Annotated in this window: 20 protein-coding genes; 12 read left to right on the top strand and 8 right to left on the bottom strand. The window is 61.7% G+C overall.

The features are described 5' to 3' along the window. Positions 1-183 precede the first annotated feature (183 nt). Genes purU through PBDP_RS12100 form a run of 6 tightly spaced genes read left to right on the top strand, consistent with a single transcriptional unit; the run spans position 184 to position 6,985 of the window. The gene (gene purU, locus PBDP_RS12125) at positions 184-1,050 is read left to right on the top strand and encodes a formyltetrahydrofolate deformylase (protein WP_109755156.1); all 867 of its coding nucleotides are present in this window, start codon (positions 184-186) and stop codon (positions 1,048-1,050) included. Further along, on the top strand, positions 1,047-1,952 hold the full coding sequence (folD, locus tag PBDP_RS12120; protein ID WP_109755157.1) for a bifunctional methylenetetrahydrofolate dehydrogenase/methenyltetrahydrofolate cyclohydrolase FolD: 906 nt from the start codon (positions 1,047-1,049) through the stop codon (positions 1,950-1,952). Before purU ends, folD begins: the two co-directional genes overlap by 4 nt. Continuing rightward, positions 1,934-3,175: an FAD-dependent oxidoreductase gene (locus PBDP_RS12115; protein WP_109755158.1), complete on the top strand. Its 1,242-nt coding sequence runs from the start codon at positions 1,934-1,936 to the stop codon at positions 3,173-3,175. Before folD ends, PBDP_RS12115 begins: the two co-directional genes overlap by 19 nt. A gap of 13 nt (positions 3,176-3,188) precedes the next feature. Beyond that, the gene (locus tag PBDP_RS12110) at positions 3,189-3,491 is read left to right on the top strand and encodes a sarcosine oxidase subunit delta (RefSeq protein WP_116832110.1); all 303 of its coding nucleotides are present in this window, start codon (positions 3,189-3,191) and stop codon (positions 3,489-3,491) included. Next, positions 3,488-6,385, top strand: a complete 2,898-nt coding sequence (locus PBDP_RS12105; protein ID WP_212802293.1) for a 2Fe-2S iron-sulfur cluster-binding protein — start codon at positions 3,488-3,490, stop codon at positions 6,383-6,385. Before PBDP_RS12110 ends, PBDP_RS12105 begins: the two co-directional genes overlap by 4 nt. 3 nt (positions 6,386-6,388) lie before the next feature. Continuing rightward, complete coding sequence (locus tag PBDP_RS12100) at positions 6,389-6,985, top strand: sarcosine oxidase subunit gamma (RefSeq protein WP_109755161.1); 597 nt, start codon at positions 6,389-6,391, stop codon at positions 6,983-6,985. Positions 6,986-7,090: 105 nt separating this feature from the next. On the opposite strand, the gene PBDP_RS12095 is transcribed toward PBDP_RS12100, so the two are convergent. The 3 genes from PBDP_RS12095 to PBDP_RS12085 form a co-directional block, all read right to left on the bottom strand. Continuing rightward, positions 7,091-7,909: a helix-turn-helix transcriptional regulator gene (locus tag PBDP_RS12095; RefSeq protein WP_109755162.1), complete on the bottom strand. Its 819-nt coding sequence runs from the start codon at positions 7,907-7,909 to the stop codon at positions 7,091-7,093. A 3-nt stretch (positions 7,910-7,912) separates the two neighbouring features. Further along, positions 7,913-8,452 carry a kinase inhibitor gene (locus PBDP_RS12090; RefSeq protein ID WP_109755163.1) on the bottom strand — a complete coding sequence of 180 codons (540 nt, stop codon included), beginning with the start codon at positions 8,450-8,452 and terminating at the stop codon, positions 7,913-7,915. A gap of 153 nt (positions 8,453-8,605) precedes the next feature. Continuing rightward, positions 8,606-9,535, bottom strand: a complete 930-nt coding sequence (locus tag PBDP_RS12085) for a DMT family transporter (RefSeq protein WP_109755164.1) — start codon at positions 9,533-9,535, stop codon at positions 8,606-8,608. Between the two features lie 108 nt (positions 9,536-9,643). On the opposite strand from PBDP_RS12085, the gene PBDP_RS12080 reads away from it, so the two are divergent. Beyond that, positions 9,644-10,435 (top strand): AraC family transcriptional regulator, encoded by a 792-nt coding sequence (locus tag PBDP_RS12080; RefSeq protein WP_212802292.1) that lies wholly within the window; start codon positions 9,644-9,646, stop codon positions 10,433-10,435. Between the two features lie 80 nt (positions 10,436-10,515). Here PBDP_RS12080 and PBDP_RS12075 read toward each other — a convergent pair whose 3' ends face one another. Beyond that, positions 10,516-11,271 (bottom strand): ArsR/SmtB family transcription factor, encoded by a 756-nt coding sequence (locus tag PBDP_RS12075; RefSeq protein ID WP_163854098.1) that lies wholly within the window; start codon positions 11,269-11,271, stop codon positions 10,516-10,518. 59 nt (positions 11,272-11,330) lie between these two features. After that, positions 11,331-11,672 (bottom strand): FKBP-type peptidyl-prolyl cis-trans isomerase, encoded by a 342-nt coding sequence (locus tag PBDP_RS12070; protein WP_003182897.1) that lies wholly within the window; start codon positions 11,670-11,672, stop codon positions 11,331-11,333. Positions 11,673-11,817: 145 nt separating this feature from the next. On the opposite strand from PBDP_RS12070, the gene PBDP_RS12065 reads away from it, so the two are divergent. Further along, positions 11,818-12,879 (top strand): M4 family metallopeptidase, encoded by a 1,062-nt coding sequence (locus PBDP_RS12065; RefSeq protein ID WP_109755167.1) that lies wholly within the window; start codon positions 11,818-11,820, stop codon positions 12,877-12,879. Further along, positions 12,879-13,202, top strand: a complete 324-nt coding sequence (locus tag PBDP_RS12060; protein ID WP_109755168.1) for a protealysin inhibitor emfourin — start codon at positions 12,879-12,881, stop codon at positions 13,200-13,202. The genes PBDP_RS12065 and PBDP_RS12060 overlap by 1 nt, the downstream gene beginning before the upstream one ends. Before the next feature lie 3 nt (positions 13,203-13,205). Here the strand turns inward: PBDP_RS12060 and PBDP_RS12055 are convergent, their stop codons facing one another. After that, positions 13,206-13,514 carry an RcnB family protein gene (locus PBDP_RS12055; RefSeq protein ID WP_109755169.1) on the bottom strand — a complete coding sequence of 103 codons (309 nt, stop codon included), beginning with the start codon at positions 13,512-13,514 and terminating at the stop codon, positions 13,206-13,208. A 290-nt stretch (positions 13,515-13,804) separates the two neighbouring features. Between PBDP_RS12055 and PBDP_RS12050 the strand changes: the two genes are divergently transcribed. Further along, complete coding sequence (locus PBDP_RS12050) at positions 13,805-14,905, top strand: DNA alkylation repair protein (protein ID WP_163854100.1); 1,101 nt, start codon at positions 13,805-13,807, stop codon at positions 14,903-14,905. 7 nt (positions 14,906-14,912) lie between these two features. Here PBDP_RS12050 and PBDP_RS12045 read toward each other — a convergent pair whose 3' ends face one another. Then, positions 14,913-16,991: a putative bifunctional diguanylate cyclase/phosphodiesterase gene (locus PBDP_RS12045; RefSeq protein WP_109755172.1), complete on the bottom strand. Its 2,079-nt coding sequence runs from the start codon at positions 16,989-16,991 to the stop codon at positions 14,913-14,915. A 446-nt stretch (positions 16,992-17,437) separates the two neighbouring features. Between PBDP_RS12045 and pncA the strand changes: the two genes are divergently transcribed. Both pncA and PBDP_RS12035 read left to right on the top strand, forming a co-directional pair. Beyond that, positions 17,438-18,091, top strand: a complete 654-nt coding sequence (pncA, locus tag PBDP_RS12040; protein ID WP_212802291.1) for a bifunctional nicotinamidase/pyrazinamidase — start codon at positions 17,438-17,440, stop codon at positions 18,089-18,091. Positions 18,092-18,132: 41 nt separating this feature from the next. After that, a complete protein-coding gene (locus PBDP_RS12035) occupies positions 18,133-18,774 on the top strand; it encodes a DUF1345 domain-containing protein (RefSeq protein WP_212802290.1) in 642 nt (213 codons plus the stop codon). A gap of 84 nt (positions 18,775-18,858) precedes the next feature. Here PBDP_RS12035 and PBDP_RS12030 read toward each other — a convergent pair whose 3' ends face one another. Next, positions 18,859-20,160 carry an ATP-binding protein gene (locus PBDP_RS12030; protein WP_212802289.1) on the bottom strand — a complete coding sequence of 434 codons (1,302 nt, stop codon included), beginning with the start codon at positions 20,158-20,160 and terminating at the stop codon, positions 18,859-18,861. Between the last annotated feature and the right edge of the window lie 2 nt (positions 20,161-20,162).

Raw genomic sequence — 20,162 nt, 5'->3', positions numbered from 1 at the left:
AAAAATTCCCCTCAGTTAAAAAACTTTCCCAAACCTCTAGACGTCCAGCCTCCACTCCCCTATAAAGCCATTTCAGGAATATTTTATTCCCAACAAGAAAATAAGCTCATGGATGAGCCTGCCGCCCGTTGATGATTTTTTTCGCTATGCGATGAGCTGCCGCCATCATCCCGAGGACGTGTCATGCAACACGAAAAAAACCATTTCATCATCAAGATCACCTGTCCTGCGGTGTCCGGCATCGTCGCTGCCGTCACCACCTATCTGGCGGACAACCGTTGCTACATCGGGGAGATGGCGCAATTCGACGACGACTTCAGCGGTCGTTTTTTCATGCGTGCGGTGTTTCGCTTCAACGACGGCCACTCAGGCGACCTGCAACAGATCAAGGACGGTTTCGCCCATGTCGCCCAAGCCTTCGACATGACCTGGGAATTGTATGACACCCGCGAGCCGATGCGCGTGTTGCTGATGGTCAGCAAGTTCGACCACTGCCTGACTGACCTGCTCTACCGCTACCACAAGGGCGAGATGGACATGACCATCACCGCCATCGTCTCCAACCACCTCGACCTGCGCCCGATGGCCGAACGCGAAGGTATTCGCTTCATTTACCTGCCAGTGACCAAGGAGACCAAGGCCCGGCAGGAAGCCGAGCTGATGAAGATCGTCGACGACACCGGCACCGAGCTCGTGGTGTTGGCGCGCTACATGCAGATTCTCTCCGATGACCTGTGCAAGCAACTCTCGGGCCGGGCGATCAACATTCACCATTCGTTCCTGCCCGGCTTCAAAGGCGCCAAGCCCTATCACCAGGCCTACCAGCGTGGGGTGAAACTCATTGGCGCCACCGCTCATTACGTCACCAGCGACCTCGATGAGGGACCGATCATTGAGCAGGAAGTGCAGCGCGTCGACCACGTCTACCTGCCCGACGACCTGGTGGCCACCGGCCGTGACACCGAAACCGTGGCCCTGTCCAAGGCAGTCAAATACCACCTGGAGCACCGGGTTTTCCTCAATCAGGACAGAACGGTGATCTTCCGGTGAACACGCACAAACTGATCGACGGCAAAGCCACCGCCGCCCGCGTGCTGGTACAGGTCCGCAAGGACGTGGAGCGCCTGCGCGAGCAAGACATTCAACCGGCACTGGCGGTGATTCTGGTGGGCAGCGACCCAGCCAGCCAGGTCTATGTGCGCAACAAGATCCTGCGCGCCGAAGAGGTGGGTATCCGCTCGCTGGAACATCGGCTGCCCATGGATACCAGCACTGAACAGTTACTCATTCTGATCGCCCGATTGAATGCCGATCACTCGATCCACGGCATTCTTCTGCAACTGCCACTGCCCGCTCATATCGATGAATTACGGGCACTGGAGGCAATCGCACCGGACAAGGACGTCGACGGATTCCACAGTCAGAACGTCGGCGGCCTCAGCCAGGGTCGTACGGTACTCGCACCTTGCACCCCCAGTGGTTGTTTGTATTTGCTGGAGCAAACCTGTGGTGATCTGCGCGGTAAGCACGCAGTAGTGATCGGCCGCTCGAACATCGTCGGCAAACCCATGGCCGCGCTGTTGCTGCAGGCCGATTGCTCGGTGACCGTCCTGCATTCGCGCAGCCCGGATCCCCAGGCGCTGTGCCGGCAGGCCGACATCGTCATCGCCGCCGTGGGTCGTCCCCGGCTGATCGACGCCAGTTGGCTCAAGCCTGGCGCCGTGGTGATCGACGTCGGCATCAACCGCATCGACGACGATGGCCACAGCCGTCTGGTGGGCGACGTCGACTTCGACAGCGCCCTGGCCCATGTCGCGGCGATCACCCCGGTGCCCGGTGGTGTCGGCCCGATGACCATTGCCTTCCTGATGAAAAACACTGTCACCGCAGCCCTTGCACAACACCAGGCCCAACGCAGCCAATCGGAGGCCCTATGCCATTCAATCTATTGAAATACGGGCTGAGTTCGGAGTACCCGGTGGAAGTGGATTTGCCGCCACCCCGCGAACTCAAGTCGAGCTATGACGTGGTGATCATTGGTGCCGGTGGCCACGGCCTGGCCATCGCGTACTACCTGGCCAAGTACCACGGCATCACCAACGTCGCGGTGTTGGAGAAGTCCTACCTGGGCGGCGGCAATACCGCGCGCAACACGGCGGTGATCCGCTCCAACTACCTGACCAGCGAAGGCGTGCGCTTTTATGCCGAGTCAGTGCGGATGTTCCAATCGCTGTCCAACGAATTCGATTTCAACATCATGTACTCCGAGCGCGGCCAACTGACCCTGGCCCACACCGACGCCACGGTGCGGTCGTTCCGTCAGCGCGCCGAGGTCAACAAACACTTTGGAGGCCGCAGCGAGATGATCGACCGCCAGCAGATCCGTGAACTGGTGCCCAGTCTCAACCTCGATCCCGGCCACTTGCCGGTGCTCGCCGGTCTGTGGCACATCGACGGCGCCACCGCCCGCCACGACGCGGTGGCCTGGGGTTACGCCAAACAAGCCGCCAAGCGTGGTGTGGAAATCCACCAGCTCACCGAAGTCCAGGACCTGATCATCGAAAACGGCACCCTCACCGCGGTCAAGACCAACCGCGGCACCATCAAGTGCGGTTGCGCGGTGCAGGCGATTGCCGGGCACAGTTCGCTGCTGATGGCCAAGGCCGGGATTCGTTCGCCGATCCAGACCTTTCCGCTGCAAGCGATGGTCACGCAGCCGTTCAAGCCATTTCTCGATCCTCTGGTGAGCTCCTCTGCCTTGCACTGCTATGTGCAGCAAACGAGTCGTGGCGAGGTGGTGTTTGGCGGCGGTTCCGACCCCTATCCGCTGTTCAATACCCGTTCCACGCTCGATTTGAAGGAAAGCCTGCTGGCCCATGCCATCGAGATGTTCCCGTTCCTGGCCAACGCCAAGCTGATGCGCCAATGGGCCGGGATCACCGACATGACCCCGGACTACAGCCCGATCATGGGCCTGTCACCGGTGAACAATTACTACCTCGACGCGGGCTGGGGCACCTGGGGCTTCAAGGCCACGCCGATCTGCGGCAAGACCATGGCCGAGTTGGTCGCCAGCGGCGGCAAGGTGCCGGAGCTGATCAAACCCTTCGGCCTCGAACGTTTCTCGACCTTCCAGCAAGTCAACGAAATGGGCGCCACGGCGGCCAGTCACTGACGCAGAGCAGACTATGAAAATCATGAATTGCCCGCTCAACGGGCCGCGCAATATCAGCGAGTTCACCTATGGCGGCGAATTCAAACCCATGCCCGACCCGGTCACGTGCAGCGACAGCGAATGGGCGGACTACGTGTTCAACACCGACAACCTCGCCGGCGTGGTGCGTGAATGGTGGATGCACACCCCCTCCAGCTACTGGTTTCTCGCCGAGCGGCATACCGTCACCGACGAAATCCTGCGGACCTTCGATCCCAAGGAGCTCTTCAGCACCCGTGTCGAATTCAACGCCGCTGCCAAGGAGATCGCAGGATGAAGCGCCTACCCGCCCCCATGGGCTTGTTGATCGACCGTAATCAGCCGCTGGATTTCAGTTTCGACGGGCAGCGCTACCAAGGCTTGCAAGGCGACAGCATCGCCAGTGCCCTGTTGTCCAACGGGCGTTTCCTGATCTCCCGCTCGTTCAAATACCATCGCCCACGCGGCCCGCTGACCATGGCCGGCCAGGATGCCAACAGCCTGGTGCAATTGCCCCAGGAGCCCAATGTGCTGGCCGATGCCTATGCGCTGTCCGCGGGTTTGCAGGTGACGGCGCAGAACGTCAATGGTTCGCTGGATAACGACCGCGACGCCTACCTGGGCAAGTTCTCCAAATTCATGCCGGTGGGCTTCTATTACCGTTCGTTCTTCAAGCCCAAGGGCATGTGGAAAGTCTGGGAACCGATCATTCGCAAAAAGGCCGGCCTCGGTATACTCGACCTGAAGTTCCAGCCTGAGTACTACGACAAGGCCTACCTGTTTACCGACGTCGCCGTCATCGGTGCCGGGCCCGCCGGGTTGCACGCCGCCCTGACCGCGGCCAACGCGGGGGCCAAGGTGTTGCTCATCGAGCAACAGCCGATTCTCGGCGGGTCGCTGACCTATGCCCGCTTCGATATCGACGGCAACAAGGCTGAAAACCTGCGCCGCGAACTGCTCGCGGCGGTCGAGCAGCACGCCAATATCCAGATTCTCACCGAAGCCACGTGCAATGCCTGGTTCACCGATAACTACCTGCCGGTGATCCAGGGCAAACGCCTGTACAAGGTCCGCGCTCGCCAGTGCCTGGTGTGCAGCGGCGCGTTCGATCAGCCGGTGATCTTTCGCAACAACGACCTGCCGGGCGTGATGCTGACCAGCGCTGTGCAACGGTTGATGAAGCTGTACGCGGTCAAACCGGGTAACCGCGCCGTGGTGCTGACGGGCAACGACGATGGCTACCTCGCCGCGCTTGATCTGCATGACCAGGGCGTGGAGGTCGTCGCTGTAGTGGACCTGCGCCAAGGGCCTTCGGACGAAGCCCTGCTGCGCGCACTGGCGCAACGCAAGATCAACCATCAGGGCAACAGCACCGTCTATGAAGCCCAGCACGAGAAAGGCATGCGCCATATCAACGGCGTCGACGTGCGCCAGATCACCGCACAAGGCCAGGTCGCCGAGAGTGGGCAACATCTGGCGTGCGATTTACTGTGCATGTCCGCCGGCTATATGCCGGTCTATCAACTGCTGTGCCAGGCCGGTGGCAAACTGGCCTACGACGATCAACGGGCCGAGTTCACGCTCAGCGGCCTGCCAAGGAATCTGAATGTCGCCGGCTCGGTCAACGGCCGGCACCATCTGGATAACGTGATTGCCGATGGCGTGAATGCCGGTGCCGAAGCCGCCTCCGCGCTAGGCCTGACCGTCAGCACGCAACGCGTGCCATTGACTGGTGAGGCTCGGGTCAATTTCAATTGGCCCATCTTCCCGCACCCCAAAGGCAAGGACTTCGTCGACTTCGACGAGGATCTGCAAGTGGCCGACATCGTCAACGCCACCCGCATCGGCTATCGCGATGTGCAACTGGTCAAGCGCTACTCCACCGTCGGCATGGGACCGTCTCAGGGGCGTCACTCGGCGCTGCCGACCGCCCGGCTGGTGGCGTGGGCCACGCAACGCAACATCAGCGAAACCGGTGTGACCACGGCGCGACCGCCGTTTGTGGCCGAGAAGCTGGCGCATGTCGCCGGTCGCGCATTCGATCCCTACCGACAAACACCGATGCATGCCCGTCACCTGCAAGCCGGGGCGAAGATGATGCCCGCCGGCATCTGGCAACGTCCGGCCTACTACGGTGATGCCAAGGCGCGAGAGGCCTGCATGCAGGCCGAAGCCCTGCATGTGCGCAACAAGGTCGGCCTCATCGACGTCTCGACATTGGGTGGCCTCGATGTACGTGGCCCGGACGCCGCCGAGCTGCTCAACCGCATGTACACCTTTGCCTTCCTCAAACAGCCGGTCGGCCGCTCCCGCTATGCGCTGATGACCAACGAGCACGGCGTGGTCATCGATGACGGTGTCTGCGCGCGGTTTGCCGAGAACCATTTCTACGTCACCGCCACCACCAGTGGCGTCGACCGGATCTATCAGCAAATGCTCAAGTGGAACGCGCAATGGCGCCTCGACGTGGATGTCGCCAACGTCACCGCGGCCATTTGCGCGGTCAACCTCGCCGGGCCCGATTCACGCAAGGTACTGGAACAAGTCTGTACCGACCTGGACCTGAGCGCTGAAGCGTTTCCTTATCTGGGCGTGCGCCAGGGCACCGTGGCCGGCATCAAGGCCCGTTTGCTGCGAGTGGGTTTTGTCGGCGAGCTGGGCTATGAAATCCATGTACCGGCGCGCCACGGGCTCATGCTCTGGGACGCGCTGATGGAGGCTGGCAAGGCCCATGACATCCGCCCCTTCGGCGTCGAAACCCAGCGCCTGCTGCGCCTGGAAAAAGGCCACGTGATCATCAGCCAGGACACCGACGGCATGACCCATCCGGCGGAAATCGACATGGGCTGGGCGGTCAGCCGCAGCAAGCCGTTCTTCGTCGGCCGGCGCTCGGTGGACATCCTCGAAGCCCAGCCGCTGAAACGCAAACTGGTGGGCTTCAGCCTACCGAAGAACAGCCCGCAACCACTTGAAGGACATCTGGTGCTCAACGGGCCGGACATCAGTGGGAATGTCACGTCCTGCGAATATTCCGCCACCCTCGGCAAGATCATTGGCCTGGCCTACGCCGGCATCGACCAAAGCATCCCGGGGCAACGCATCCCGATCCGGGTCGAAGGCGGCATCGTCGTCCAGGCCGAGGTGGTGCAGTTGCCCTTCTTTGATCCCGACAACCAACGCCAGGAGCTTTGAGCCATGACCAGTCTGAAAGAACAACACACCGGCGGGCAACAGGCTCTCGTGCCGTTGCCCACGTGCACGCTGGCGGACTTAACTGACCTGCCTCGGGTGGGTTTTCGTGGTGCTCACAGTGCCGCGTACTTGCAAGGTCGCCATTTCATTCTGCCGCACGCCCCTAATCGCGCCGAGGTCCAGACCGATGGTAGCCAAGTGGCGCGCCTGTCGCAGACCGAATATCTGTTGCTGGGCAGCCTCGAAGACCAAGGCCAGCGCATTGCCGACGAAGAAGCCCGTTGGGAACTCGATCACCAAGCCAACTATCTGCTGCCTCGTCAGGACAGTCATGCCTGTTTCCAACTGACCGGAGAGCACCTGAGCGAAGTGATGGCCAAGCTCTGTGGGGTCGATCTGAGCCCGCAGGCGTTCGATCCGGGGGCGGTGGCACAGACTTCGGCGGCCCGCATCAATGTGATCGTGATCAACTCCAGTACCGCGCAGCAGGCGAGTTTGCACATTCTGTGTGATCGGGCGTCGAAAGCGTATTTCCGGGAGGCTTTGCTGGACGCGATGGAGGAGTTTTCCGGGCAGGCAACGGATGGAACGACAGTCTGACGCCAGGCAGAAACAAGACGAACTGGAAGCTTACTGCCCCCTCCAGGACAGAGGGGGTTTCCAGAATGACGCGACAAAAGGACCGCGGCCCTCTCACCCAACCACCTAAATCACCGCCCGCAATTCCCGTGGCGACAGGCCGTAGTGTGAGCGAAAGCGCACTGCAAAACGCGAGGCCGAAGCGTAGCCGCTGGCGCCGGCAATTTCACCGATGGAACGAGACGTGGTTTGCAACCATTGCAACGCCATTGCCAGTCGAACGCTTTCCAGAATATTCCTGAAACTGTCCCCCTCATTAGCCAGTTGGCGGCGCAACGTCGACTCCCCCAGGTTCAGGTGTTGGGCGACGCCAGCCACCGTCCAGTCGCTCTCCGGGCTGCTCATTACCAACTGCTGCACGCGCTCGCACAGTGGATCGTTGCGATCCATCAGCAGAGGTCCGGCCAAACCGCCGAGACCCAGGCTCAGAAGAACCGCCTCCCCGTAGTGTGTGCGCAATGCATCCGGGGCGCCCGCATTGATGGCGGCCAATAACTGATCCCATGCCTGTGTGGTGTGCCTGTCCAGCGGGACACACAGATCTGTGTTCAGCGTTCTGTGGCGGCTGACGATCTGCTGTCGATAGCGGAGGTTGAAATTACGCAGTATCGAACTGGGAAAGGTCACTGCATCGGCGATGTAGTCACCTTGAGGACCAGGAAAATTTGAGATACCCAGTTCGTGTCCGGCCGGCATCAGTATCAGATGTCGCGGCCCGACACGCATCTCCCGGTCATCCCATTGCAGCAGTTTTTCCCCTTGGCGTACCCGACACAAGGTGGTCGCGAATATCGACACCCGCTGCAATGTATGGGGCTGTCGCGCCCGTATGACACACGCATCGACGACGCTCTCCCGGTGCTGCGTGCCAATACTTGGGTGCATCGTTTAACGTCCGTAAGTTGAAGTGATGGTCGCTTTGGCCAAGGCGTTGGCATTGAGCATGTAGCCCACCAATGCACCACTGGCCTGGTTATCGAGGGGCAGCTTATCGACTTTCAACGCCCATACGGTGAATTGATAGCGATGTGGCTTATCCCCTACAGGTGGGCAAGCCCCACCAAATCCCGGTTGACCATAATCGGTTCGCCCTTGTACCGCACCGGCAGGCAGGTTCGAACCGACCCCTCTTGGCAAACTCTTGGTTGAAGCCGGCAGGTTGACCACCGTCCAATGCCACCAGCCACTGCCGGTCGGAGCATCGGGATCGTAGACGGTGACAGCATAACTTTTAGTACCCGCCGGGGCATTGCTCCAGGAAAGCTCGGGCGAAGTATTCCCCCCTTCACAACCGAACCCCTGGAACACCTCGCGACTGGTCAACGGGCGGTTTTCAGCAATGTCTTGGCTCGTCAGCGAGAAGTCGGCAGCGTGTCCAGCGAGGACAACGCCCATGGACAATACGGATAGAATTATTCTGGTGTTCATCGTGACCTCATTGAATCGGTGTGAAGCACGAGTCTAGAGAGCGCGCAGAATGATTACTGTGCCGAAATGCTCGATCATTGTGCCGAAACGCTCGCACCGCTATAGAGCAGCAACGAATGGCCGGCACAGGTAGGCTTTTGCGCGCTCGTTGGGCTAACCTTGGCGCATTACGACCCATCGCCCCCAGCGCTGGCGAAACCACCCGTAGCCACTGACCAAGGCGATACCGCCCAGCACCAGCGTCGCACCCACGATGAAGTTCGGCTCCAGCGGTTCGTCCAGCAGCCAGACGCCAAAGCCAATGCCGAACAACGGCGTCATGAACGACAGCACTCCCAGTTGCGAAGCGAGGTAGCGGCGCAGCAGGGAGAACCAGATCAGGAAGCTGGCGAAGGACACCAGCAACACCTGGAATGCCATGCTGGCGATGAGTTGTGGCGTAGGGTTGATCGTCGTTTGCCCCAGAGCTGCCGACATGCCGATCAGCAGCAGCCCGGCGCCGATCAATTGATACAGCAGCGTCTGACTGGCGGGCAGATTCGTCAACCGCGAACAACGCACCGTCACCGTGGTTGCGCCCCACAGCGCGCCAGCCAACAAGCCCATGCCGTCACCGAGCAATGAGCTGCTGCTCGCCGCACCCGCCCCTCCACTGAAGGCAACCACGATCCCCGCGAATGCAACGGCAATGCCTAGCCATTGCGCCGGCTTGAGGCGTTCGCTCGGCAGTTTCCAGTGCAAGCCGAGGGCGGCGAACATCGGTGCGGTGTACAGGAAAATCACCATGTGTGAAGCCGTCGTATGACGCAGGCCTTCGCCTACCATCACGAACTCCAGGGCGAACAACAACCCAACCAGCATGCCTGGGCGCCAACTGCCATCGGTCAGAGACAGGCGCTCACCCCGGGCCAACACCAAGAGCCAGACCAGTACCGCCGCGATGGCCGAGCGCACACCCAGTTGCAGCATCGGCGCCATGTCGGCGGCGCCGGCCTTGATTGCGACTTGCTGGAAACCCCAGATGGCACAGAGGCCAGTCATCAGGGCGCAGACCTGGCCATCCAGGGCGCGGCGGGTGGTCATGGGAAGATCCTTGGGCAGAAATAGATGAAAGGATTGTCTGCCTGACACCTTTGCTGGATATAGTGATTACCCGACAAGCCATCCCGGTAATCCGCCATTGCGGTCGATATGCAGCCTCCAGCCCAACATCTGAAGATTCCTCCGTTCGACGCAGCCCTGCCCTCGCCGATTTTCTTTCGCAGCGCCTGCATGCCGGCCCATGCGACTTACCCCCGGCACAGGCATGCCTGGGGTGAGTTCGTCTACTCCTACAGCGGGGTGATGGAAATCGAGATCGCCCAGCATCATTACCTGGCGCCACCGCAGTACGGCATCTGGCTGCCACCGGACATGGAACACGTGGGGTTCAATCGGCATGAGGCCTGCCATTGTTCGTTGTACCTGGCCGCCGAACTGTGCGACGCACTGCCTGCCGTGCCCTGTGCGCTGACCTTGAGCCCGCTGATTCGCGCGTTGCTGGAAGAACTGCGCAGCGACCCGCCAAGCCAGCCACAGACGCCCGAACAGCAGCGTTTGTTGCAGGTGCTGGTGGACAAGCTGGCGCGGGCGCCCCATGCCGGCAGCTACCTGCCGTCCTCGGATGATCCACTGCTGGGCCCCGTGCTGCGGGCCTTGGAGGCGAACCCCAGCGATCCGCGTTCCTTGCCGCAACTGGCCCGCGCCGCCAACACCACCGAACGCACGTTGATGCGCCGGGCGCAACGGGACCTGGGCATGTCACTGGTGGAATGGCGCCAGCGCCTGAGAGTCATTGAAGCCCTGGCCCTGCTCGAACGTGGTCAGAGCGTGGAAACCATCGGCCTGGACCTGGGCTACAGCAGCGCCTCGGCATTCATCAGCATGTTTCGCAAGATGATGGGCACCACACCGGATGAGTATCGGCGCAGGCACATGCCTTGATGATGTGGGTGGTGCTGGAATGGCTATCGCGAGCAGGCTCGCTCCCACAGGGATTCTGGGGATGTTCATGGATATTGAATTCACCGCAGATCCACTGTGGGAGCGAGCCTGCTCGCGATGGCGCCAGTGGGTTTGACCTCGATTTCGGCACTGATCCCAAACCGCCCCGCCATCTCCCTGCGGCCACTGGCCGTCAACCCCAGCGCCCGGCTGTCCAGGTCCTGGATCACCCATTTGCGCTTGATCGCCACTTGCAGCAACGCTGCGCCCAAGGCTCCGCCCAGGTGCGGGCGGCGCATGCTCCAGTCCAGGCAGGGACAGGCGAATCGGCGGCGTTGCGTGGCGAGGTGCTGGACATCGACGCCCAATCCCTCGAATAGCGCCTCGCCGGATTCACTCAATCGATAGCCCTCGCCCTCCAACGCCACCAGCCACCCGGCCTCGATCATCCGGTCATGCAGGCGCACCGCCAAGGTGCCGGCCATGTGGTCGTAGCAGGTGCGGGCGAATTGCAGGCGATCCGGTGTACGCGGCGTGAAGGTCGGCGTGGCGCCCTGGCCGATCACCATCAACGCCTCCAGTGCCTGGGCGACGCGCGGGTCCGCGAGGCTGTAGTAACGATGACGGCCCTGGACGTGCAGGCGCACCAAGACCATTTGCTTGAGTTTCGCCAGATGAGCACTGGCAGTCGAGGCGCTGACCTCGGCGATGCTCGCCAACTCGGTACTGGTGCGGGCATGGCCGTCCATCAGTGCACACAGCATTCGGGTGCGGGCCGGCTCGGCAATGGCCGCGGCCACCTGGGACACGCCCAGATCATGCTGCTCTGCGTTCATATTTCGCTCCTCGACGAATCAAGCCATGCATCGACTGGAGATAGTAGCAACAGAGCCTTTCAATCGTCTCGGGTCAGGACTTCCAGCAACTCGATTTCAAAGATGAGGTTGGCATTGGGCTTGATGTGGGCGCCCATGGATCGTTCACCGTAGGCCAGGTGCGCCGGTACCAGCAGCTTGCGCTTGCCACCGACTTTCATACCCATCAGGCCCAGGTCCCAGCCCTTGATGACGCGACCGGTGCCGATCACACACTGGAAAGGTTTGCCGCGGCTGTAGGACGAGTCGAATTCGGTGCCGTCTTCAAGGGTGCCGCGATATTGGGTGGTAATCAGCGCACCTTTGACTACGCTTTTGCCGTCGCCCTGTTCCAGGTCAATAATTTGCAGTTCTTCGTTCATGGCGTATCGCTCTTGTGATCCAGGCGCGGGTTTTTCGCAGAAATCAGGACGCATGGCAAACGTTGTCTGCCATGCAGCAGGGAACCGCGAAGGACTCTTCGGTTCACATGGGTATCGACCCTGCATTTCAGATAAGGATTTTCTGATGATCGACTCTCGCCCGCTCCACGGTTTCATTCCTCCCTACATTCTCAATCGCATCATCGCCCACGGCTCCGAACAGCAACGCTCCAGCGCCCTCGGCACCTTGACCCACGTGCGCAGCCTGCGGCACAACCCCGGTCCGCCCAGCACCCCGCCCGTCGCCGCGGCGCTGCCCAAGCCCGGCAAGGCCGGACACCCACAGCGCAGCGTGCATGACGCTCAAAACACCATGGAGCTGCCCGGCCAGCCGGTACGCCTGGAAGGCCAACAGGCCAGTGGTGACCCGGCCGTGGACGAAGCCTACGATGCCCTCGGTGCCACCTATGATTTTTTCTGGAAAATCCTGGGGCGCGACTCCATCGACAACAAGGGCTTTGCCCTAGTAGGCAGCGTGCATTATGGCCAAGGCTATGAAAACGCCTTCTGGAACGGCGCGCAGATGGTATTCGGCGACGGCGATGGCGAAATTTTCCAGCGTTTCACCCGCTCCCTGGACGTGGTCGCCCACGAGTTGGCCCATGGCGTCACCGAAAGCGAGGCCGGGTTGATCTACGCCAACCAGTCCGGGGCGCTGAACGAATCCATCTCCGATGTGTTCGGTGTGCTGGTCAAGCAGTTCGTGCTCGAACAGACCGCCGACCAGGCCGACTGGCTGATCGGCGCCGACCTGCTCACCGACAAGATCAACGGCGACGGCCTGCGCAGCATGTCCAACCCCGGTAGCGCCTACGACGATCCGTTGCTGGGCAAAGACCCGCAACCGTCACACATGCGCGAATTCGTCATTACCCGTGAAGACAACGGCGGCGTGCACATCAACTCCGGCATCCCCAACCGGGCCTTTTATCTGGTGGCGACCACGCTGGGCGGATTTGCCTGGGAAAAGGCCGGCCGGATCTGGTATGAAACCTTGTGCGACAGAAGACTGCCCAACGACGCGTCCTTCAGTACCTTCGCCCGCTTGACCGTCGAGCATGCCCGCCAGCGCTTCGGCACGCGGGAAGTACAAGCGGTGCAGAACGGCTGGGCCCAGGTTGGCGTCGACCTGACACAGGAGAGCTGATGAAAACCCTTCCAGACCTCGACGACAAGGCCGTGGTACGGCTGTCCCGCCAGGGCGGCGTGGCCGCCATCCACGCGCTGACCCGACCACGGGAAATCGAGTTCGCCCAGTGCGACCTCGACCAGCGCATACGTATCTGCTCGGTGCTGGAGGGCTGCCTGCCGCTGACCTCCTCCACGCCTGGGCGCGGCGACCAGCGGTTTTTCCAGATCGAGGTGCGCTATCGCGCCAACGACCAGGACGACGAAATGGTGCTGCAGGTGCCCGAGGACCAGGCACCCGGCGAACTGGTTCACCTTTGGGACAAAGGCGAAGTGCTCTGAGATTTAACGTGTGGCCGGAACGATCTTGACGATGGCGCCGGACACGGTTTCGATCAGCAGGTACTTGTCGTCGATCTGCACCCATTGCTGCTCTTTTGTCGGCTGCTCGAGTTTTTTCTGTTTCCAGTCTTTCATGGCTCTGTCCGCGCGCTGGTAGTCCGCCGGTACCCGGTCATTTTCCACCAGCCGACGGCCATTGCTCGGCGAATGCTCCAGGGCGTCTCCGGTTTTCTCGACCGCCTGCGCAACAGGCCCAAGGGCTCCGAGGCCGGCGATCAGGACCAGACTGGCGATCAGGGTGGGTTTGCGCATAGAAAAAACTCCAGTTATTCAAGGGACTGAAGCTGGGACTTCGCGGGCGGCGAATCATTCCCTTTACTGCAACGACTGAAGCTGGGAGCCCGCCATCCCCCGTGGCGAGGGAGCTTGCTCCCGCTGGGCTGCGCAGCAGCCCCAATCCAGGCGACGCGGTCATCCAGTGATATGGCTCTCACCGGGTTTACGACTGCTGCGCAGCCGAGCGGGAGCAAGCTCCCTCGCCACGGGTCGCGCATGGCATAGTGACGAGCCTGGAACTACAACACTCGCCGGACGCCCTCTCTATGAGCACCACCACCTCCTCCCCTGCCCTCAAGGAAATCTTCAACAGCGCCCGCCTGGAGCACATCGCCGGCGAAATGCGAGCGGTGTATCCGGCATTCGACGCCAAGGCGTTCTTGCACATGGCCAACGACGGGCTGGCCCAATTGTCGGTGATGCAGCGCATGGCCCGAGTCAGTGAATGCCTGCATGCGGTGCTGCCCCTCGATTATGAAGCGTCGCTGGAGGTGTTGCGCGCCGTGGCCCCGCGCCTGAACAGCATGTTCGTCAGTATGTTCCTGCCTCACTACGTAGCGTCTTACGGCCGGCATCGCTTCGACGTGTCGTTGGACGCACTCAAATATTTCACCCGGTTCGGCTCCTCGGAGTTCGCCGTGCGGCACTTCCTGCGCGACGACCTGGAACGCACCCTCAAGGTCATGCACGGCTGGGCGCTGGACGCCAACGAGCACGTACGTCGCCTGGCCAGCGAAGGCAGCCGGCCACGCTTGCCATGGTCGTTTCACCTGGAGCCGATCCAGGCCAACCCTGACCTCACCGCCGCGATCCTCGACACGCTCAAGGCCGACGACAGCCTTTATGTACGCAAATCGGTGGCCAACCACCTCAACGACGTCACCAAGCAGCATCCGGACTGGGTGCTGGACCGGATCGAAGGCTGGCCTCTGCAAGACCGCCATACGGCGTGGATCGCCCGACATGCCCTGCGTAGCCTGATCAAACAAGGCAACCCCAGGGCACTGGGCATCATCGGGGTGGGCGGCAAGGCGCAGGTCCAGGTACTGGATTTGCAGGTGACGCCTGCGGTGATTCGCTTGGGGGAACAGGTCACGCTGTCCTTCAAGGTGCAATCAACCCTTGAACAGAGCCAGCGCCTGGTGATCGACTACGCCGTCGACTACGTGAAAGCCTCGGGCGGCACCTCGGCCAAAGTCTTCAAGCTCAAGACCTTCGACCTGCCCGCCCGGGGCTGCGTCAACCTCAGTCGCTCCCAACACATTCGCGAGCTGACCACCCGCAAGCATTACGCGGGCCGGCATGCCGTGCACCTGCTGGTCAACGGCGAGCGAATGGGTAGCACGGCGTTCGATATCGTCCCCTGAGGGTGCCTCAGACCACCGCTACGCGTTTGGCCTGGCGTATCTCCTTCAGAAAACGCTCGGCCGGCAGCGGATGACCGAGCAGATAGCCCTGTAGCGAATCGCAGCCCAACTGGGTCAGGAAGTCTTGCTGCACATTGGTCTCCACGCCTTCGGCGACGATCCGCAAGCCCAGGGCCTGGCCGAGGGCGACGATGGCCGAGACGATGGCTGCATCATCGCTGTCATGTTCCAGGTCACGCACGAAACCGCGATCGATCTTCAACTCGTTGGCCGGCAGGCGCTTGAGGTACATCAGGCTCGAATAGCCGGTACCGAAATCGTCGATGGACAGGTCCACCCCCATGTCCGAGAGCTGTTGCAGCACCGTCATGCTCGCGTCCGCATCGCTCATGGCGGTGGTTTCGGTGATTTCCAGGGTCAGGCTGTTGGCCGGCAACTGATGCGTCTCCAGCGCCTTGGCCACGCTCTGCACCAGGCCGGTGTGGCAGAACTGCAAGGCCGACAGGTTCACCGCAATGCGCCAGTCGGTATAACCGAGCACATACCATTCGCGCATCTGCCGGCAGGCTTCGTTCAGTACCCACTCGCCGATCGGGATGATCAAGCCGGTCTTTTCCGCCAGGTCGATGAACGTGTCGGGCATCAACAGGCCCTGGGTCGGGTGGGTCCAGCGCAACAGGGCTTCGGCCCCCACCGGACGGCCGTTGGCCGCGTCGAACTTGGGCTGGTAATGCAGGCTGAACTGCCGCTGTTCGACGGCCGTGCGCAGGTCTTGCAACAGTTGCAATTGCTTGCGGGCATTGCTGTTCATCGAGGCGTCAAAAAAGCTGTAGCCGTTTTTGCCGGCGCCCTTGGCGTGATACATCGCCGCGTCGGCATTCATCAGCAGTTCCTCGGCGCTCCGGCCGTTGCCCGGGTAAAGGGCGATGCCGACGCTGGCGGATATCTGCAAGTCATGGTCAGCCACCCGGAACGTGCGTCCGATCAAGCCGACCTGACGTGCCGCCAACCGCAGGGCATCGTCGGGTTCGACCAGTTGCACCAGCAGTACGAACTCATCACCGCCGATCCGCGCCAGGGTGTCCTGGCTGCGCAGGTCTTCGCGCAGGCGCAGGGCTACGTCCCGCAGCAATAAATCGCCCATGTGATGGCCGAAAGCATCGTTGACCGGCTTGAAACCATCGAGGTCGATGAACATCAGGGCGAAGCAACCGCCCTGCTCTTGCACAAGGTGCATGGCCTGGTCGATACGATCGGCCAGCAATACACGGTTGGGCAGTCCGGTGAGAGGGTCGTGCAGGGCCAACTGGGTCAGTTCCCGGTTGGCCTGGGTCAGGGACTGGGCCAGCTCGGCGGTCCGGGCTTCCAGGCGCGCGTCGAGAATCGAGGTCAGCAAGGCAATGGCCAGCACCGCCAGGGTGGTGATCAACACCAGATTATCCAGGCCCTTGCCGCTCAAGCCGTCCAAAGAGCCACAAAAGCTGCCCTCGCTGAACCGTGCCCCGGCCATGCCGGTGTAGTGCATGCCGACGATGGCAATGCCCATGACCACCGCGGCCCCCGCGCGAGCCAACCGCACGTGGGGAGTGTTCTGGCGCAAGCGAAAGGCAATCCACAGCGCCGCCGCAGAAGCACCGACGGCAATCACCAGCGAAGCCCCGAACAGCGTCGGGTCATAATCGATGCCTGGCTGCATCCGCAGTGCAGCCATGCCGGTGTAATGCATGGCGCTGATCCCGGCGCCCATGATCAGCGCGCCAAAAGCCAGTTGCCACGCCGGCAATCGCGGCTGGCTGACCAGCCACAGGGCAAAACCGCTGGAGAGAATGGCGGTCAGCAGCGACAACGCGGTGATCGATACGTCGTAGCCAAGCTCGATCGGCAAAGTGAACGCCAGCATGCCGATGAAATGCATGGACCAGATGCCCACCCCCATCGCCAATGCGCCCCCCACCATCCACAAATGCGCCGCGCGCCCTTGGGCGGTCGCGATACGCCCGGCCAGGTCCAGCGCGGTGTAGGAAGCCAGCACGGCAACAAACAAGGAAATTGAAACCAGGGCGGGGGAATAACTGCCGATGAGCATGGTTTTTTCTCGTAATTGGAGAACCGGACTGCTTCCATGCCCGGTTGGAGGCCGGCGATTGTACTTAATCGTGACAGGGACGCACGAGCCAAATGTCAAAAAGCCATCAACTCGAGAGTATTTTCGACGAAAGACACTACTCCCAACAGGGTGAAAAATTTTGAAGCCATCAATCATTCGTTCACCGCAAATCCTGTGCCCGCCCAGATACCCCTGTGAGAGCGAACCTGCTCGCGATAGCGGTGGGTCAGCTTGCATCAGTGTTGAATGTGTCGCCGCCATCGCGAGCAGGCTCGCTCCCACAATGGATCTTCAGTGAACACAAATCCTGTGCCCGGCCCAAATCCCCCTGTTGGAGCTTTCTCGCGATGGCGGTGGGTCAGTCTGTACGCGGGGCCCGGGCCGTTCAGCTACTCTCGAAGAACCACTTCAAGGAGGATCCAATCATGAACGTTTCAGCCAACCGGGCCTTGACCACCGCACTCGTGGTGATCGATGTACAGAACGACTTCGTCCCCGGCGGCCAACTGGCTGTGCCAGGGGGTGATGAGATCGTGCCGTTGATCAACCGGCTCGGCCAATCCTTCAGGCACGTTGTTCTCGCGCAGGACTGGCACCCGGCCGGGCATGCTTCGTTTGCCTCTAGCCACCCGGGCAAGCAACCTTTCGGCACTGTCCAATTGCCCTACGGCGAGCAGACACTCTGGCCCGACCACTGCCTGCAGGGTAGCCACGGTGCCGCGTTGCACCCGGCGCTCAAGCTTGACCATGCCAAGCTGATCATCCGCAAAGGCTGCAACCCGGACATCGACAGCTACTCAGCCTTCATGGAAGCGGACCATCAGACCCCGACCGGTTTGACCGGATACCTCAAGGAGCGTGGCATCGACACCGTGTACCTGGTGGGGCTGGCCCTGGATTTTTGCGTGATGTTCTCGGCGCTGGATGCCCGGCTGGCCGGGTTCAACGCATTTGTGGTGCTGGATGCCTGCCGGGGCATTGATCGGGAGGGCTCGATGGCAGCGGCGATCCGGCGGATGCAGGAAGCGGGCGTGCAATTGATCGAGTCCAGCGCGATAGACGGTCGGCCCTTCGCTTGATGGCTCATACTAGGCATCTCCTTTCCGGACAGTGAGTCTCCATGCCCTTCCTCGCCCGTACCCACCCACGTCTTTCCAGCGCCACGGTCCTTGGCCTGGCGATGGGTATCCTGGTGCCCGTGGATTCGGTCATCAGCAAAATCCTGATCGGCTGGAATGTCGGTGTCTGGACCTACCTGGTGCTGATGTTCTGGCTGACCGTGCGGGCCAAGGCGCCCGATGTGAAGCGCATCGCCGAAATCGAAGATGAAAATGCCGGGCTGGTGCTATTGATGGTTTGCGTCGCAGCGTTGGCCAGCCTGGCGACCATCACCTTCGAGCTGGCAGGCAGCCGCGACCTGCAAGCCGCCGGCAAGCTGTTGCATTACGGGTTCACGGCAATCACCGTAATCGGCTCTTGGTTGCTGATCGGGGTGATCTTCAGCGTTCACTACGCGCGGTTGTATTACACCTGGGAGGGCAAGGAGCCGGCGCTGCGGTTTGCCGAGGGGCTGACCACGCCCAATTATTGGGACTTCCTGTATTTCTCGTTTACCATCGGGGTCGCGGTGCAGACCTCCGACGTGGGGGTCGCCACGCGGCAGTTGCGCAAGATCGTGCTGGCGCAATCGTTGATCGGGTTTGTGTTCAATACGGCGATCCTGGGGTTTTCGATCAATATTGCGGCGGGTTTGTTTGGGTGAAGAGCATTGGGGCCGCTTCGCGGCCCAGCGGGAGCAAGCTCCCTCGCCACAGGGTCAGCGTCGAGCAATAGAGAGTGGGCAACCTCAGGACGGTGTGGGCAGCCACAGCCTGAAGCGTGCCCCACCCAGTGGCGAGGCCTCGACGGTCAGTGTACCGCCCTGGGCTTCCAGGGCCCGGCGGCTGATGGCCAGGCCGAGGCCGAAGCCGCCCGTGGCTCGATCGCGGCTGCGGTCCAGGCGGTAGAACGGCTCGAACACGCGCTCGCGTTCGCTGTCGGGAATACCGATGCCGTCGTCGTCGACCCAGATCTCGCAGCCTTGCTCACCCACCCGCACGCCGACCTGGATGCGCTTTTCGCAATAACGCATGGCATTGCGCAGCAGGTTCTGCAACGCCCGTGCGGTCAGGCGTGGGTCCAGCACGAAACGCTCCAGGGCCCCATGCAACAGCACGTCGATCACCACGTCCGGTGCCGCCAGGTCCTCGTCGATGCTGCCCAGGATGCTGTCGATGAACTCGTCCAGCGCCACTTCGACCCGTTCGGGCAAGCGTTGCGGGTTTTGCAAGCGGCTATAGGACAGCAGTTCCAACACCAACTCATCCAGCTCGCGAATGTGCGCCACCAGCCCTTGCAGACGCTCGCGACTGGGCGCCGGCAGGTCATCGGACAGCGCCAGGGCCAGGCCGAAGTCGAGCCGCGTCAGGGGCGTGCGCAGTTCGTGGGACACGGCATTGAGCAAATCCCGCTGTTGGTTGAGCAGGTTCTCGATGTCCCCCGCCATCGTGTCGAACACGTGGGCCAGGCTGCCGATGTTCGAACTGGAGGCGATGTGCGTACGCTCGCCCAGATGACCTTTACCGAAACGCTCGGCGGTGCGCCTGAGGCGTTCCAGATCGCGCCAGTGCGGCCGCAGCCAGAGCAACAGGCAGGCCAGCATCGTCGCGCCGATCAACACGTTGATGCTCCAGTACAACCAGCTGACATCGGCCGGGTCCGGCGGCACGACCATCTTCACCGCCGTGCGCTCGTCCAGCGGCGCCGCGGCCAGGGTTCGCCAGGCCCAGTCGCCGAGGCGCACCACATTCTCGCCGCGCTTGAGCCGCGCTTGCTCATCGACGCTGAAGCCGCCGTCATCGACAGCGGCCAGTTCGATGCGCAGCGGCGCGAACTCCTGGTCCATCTGCGCCGCCAGCGCCGGCCACTGCTCGCTGGGCACTGCGCGGAACTGCTTGACCATCAAGGTTTGCAGGCCACGGGAATAATCGAGGTTGTAGGTCAGGAAACGCTCGTGGAACAGGCGGATCACCAGCTCCGGCATCAGGTAGATCGCCGCGCTGTAGGACACGATGGTGACCAGGTAAAGGCGAATCAGCAGCTTCCACATCG

The organism is Pseudomonas sp. St290 (genome assembly GCF_018325805.1).
GTDB classification, from domain to species: Bacteria; Pseudomonadota; Gammaproteobacteria; order Pseudomonadales; family Pseudomonadaceae; genus Aquipseudomonas; species Aquipseudomonas bijieensis.
This window is presented reverse-complemented; position numbering and strand designations above follow the sequence as displayed.

What these genes read in the sequence shown, in the direction of transcription:
- purU (WP_109755156.1), top strand. Translation starts at nt 184, where the DNA reads ATGCAACACGAAAAAAACCATTTCATCATCAAGATCACCTGTCCTGCG.
- PBDP_RS12115 (WP_109755158.1), top strand. Translation starts at nt 1,934, where the DNA reads ATGCCATTCAATCTATTGAAATACGGGCTGAGTTCGGAGTACCCGGTG.
- PBDP_RS12110 (WP_116832110.1), top strand. Translation starts at nt 3,189, where the DNA reads ATGAAAATCATGAATTGCCCGCTCAACGGGCCGCGCAATATCAGCGAG.
- PBDP_RS12105 (WP_212802293.1), top strand. Translation starts at nt 3,488, where the DNA reads ATGAAGCGCCTACCCGCCCCCATGGGCTTGTTGATCGACCGTAATCAG.
- PBDP_RS12100 (WP_109755161.1), top strand. Translation starts at nt 6,389, where the DNA reads ATGACCAGTCTGAAAGAACAACACACCGGCGGGCAACAGGCTCTCGTG.
- PBDP_RS12095 (WP_109755162.1), bottom strand. Translation starts at nt 7,909, where the DNA reads ATGCACCCAAGTATTGGCACGCAGCACCGGGAGAGCGTCGTCGATGCG.
- PBDP_RS12090 (WP_109755163.1), bottom strand. Translation starts at nt 8,452, where the DNA reads ATGAACACCAGAATAATTCTATCCGTATTGTCCATGGGCGTTGTCCTC.
- PBDP_RS12085 (WP_109755164.1), bottom strand. Translation starts at nt 9,535, where the DNA reads ATGACCACCCGCCGCGCCCTGGATGGCCAGGTCTGCGCCCTGATGACT.
- PBDP_RS12080 (WP_212802292.1), top strand. Translation starts at nt 9,644, where the DNA reads ATGCAGCCTCCAGCCCAACATCTGAAGATTCCTCCGTTCGACGCAGCC.
- PBDP_RS12075 (WP_163854098.1), bottom strand. Translation starts at nt 11,271, where the DNA reads ATGAACGCAGAGCAGCATGATCTGGGCGTGTCCCAGGTGGCCGCGGCC.
- PBDP_RS12070 (WP_003182897.1), bottom strand. Translation starts at nt 11,672, where the DNA reads ATGAACGAAGAACTGCAAATTATTGACCTGGAACAGGGCGACGGCAAA.
- PBDP_RS12065 (WP_109755167.1), top strand. Translation starts at nt 11,818, where the DNA reads ATGATCGACTCTCGCCCGCTCCACGGTTTCATTCCTCCCTACATTCTC.
- PBDP_RS12060 (WP_109755168.1), top strand. Translation starts at nt 12,879, where the DNA reads ATGAAAACCCTTCCAGACCTCGACGACAAGGCCGTGGTACGGCTGTCC.
- PBDP_RS12055 (WP_109755169.1), bottom strand. Translation starts at nt 13,514, where the DNA reads ATGCGCAAACCCACCCTGATCGCCAGTCTGGTCCTGATCGCCGGCCTC.
- PBDP_RS12050 (WP_163854100.1), top strand. Translation starts at nt 13,805, where the DNA reads ATGAGCACCACCACCTCCTCCCCTGCCCTCAAGGAAATCTTCAACAGC.
- PBDP_RS12045 (WP_109755172.1), bottom strand. Translation starts at nt 16,991, where the DNA reads ATGCTCATCGGCAGTTATTCCCCCGCCCTGGTTTCAATTTCCTTGTTT.
- pncA (WP_212802291.1), top strand. Translation starts at nt 17,438, where the DNA reads ATGAACGTTTCAGCCAACCGGGCCTTGACCACCGCACTCGTGGTGATC.
- PBDP_RS12035 (WP_212802290.1), top strand. Translation starts at nt 18,133, where the DNA reads ATGCCCTTCCTCGCCCGTACCCACCCACGTCTTTCCAGCGCCACGGTC.
- PBDP_RS12030 (WP_212802289.1), bottom strand. Translation starts at nt 20,160, where the DNA reads ATGTGGAAGCTGCTGATTCGCCTTTACCTGGTCACCATCGTGTCCTAC.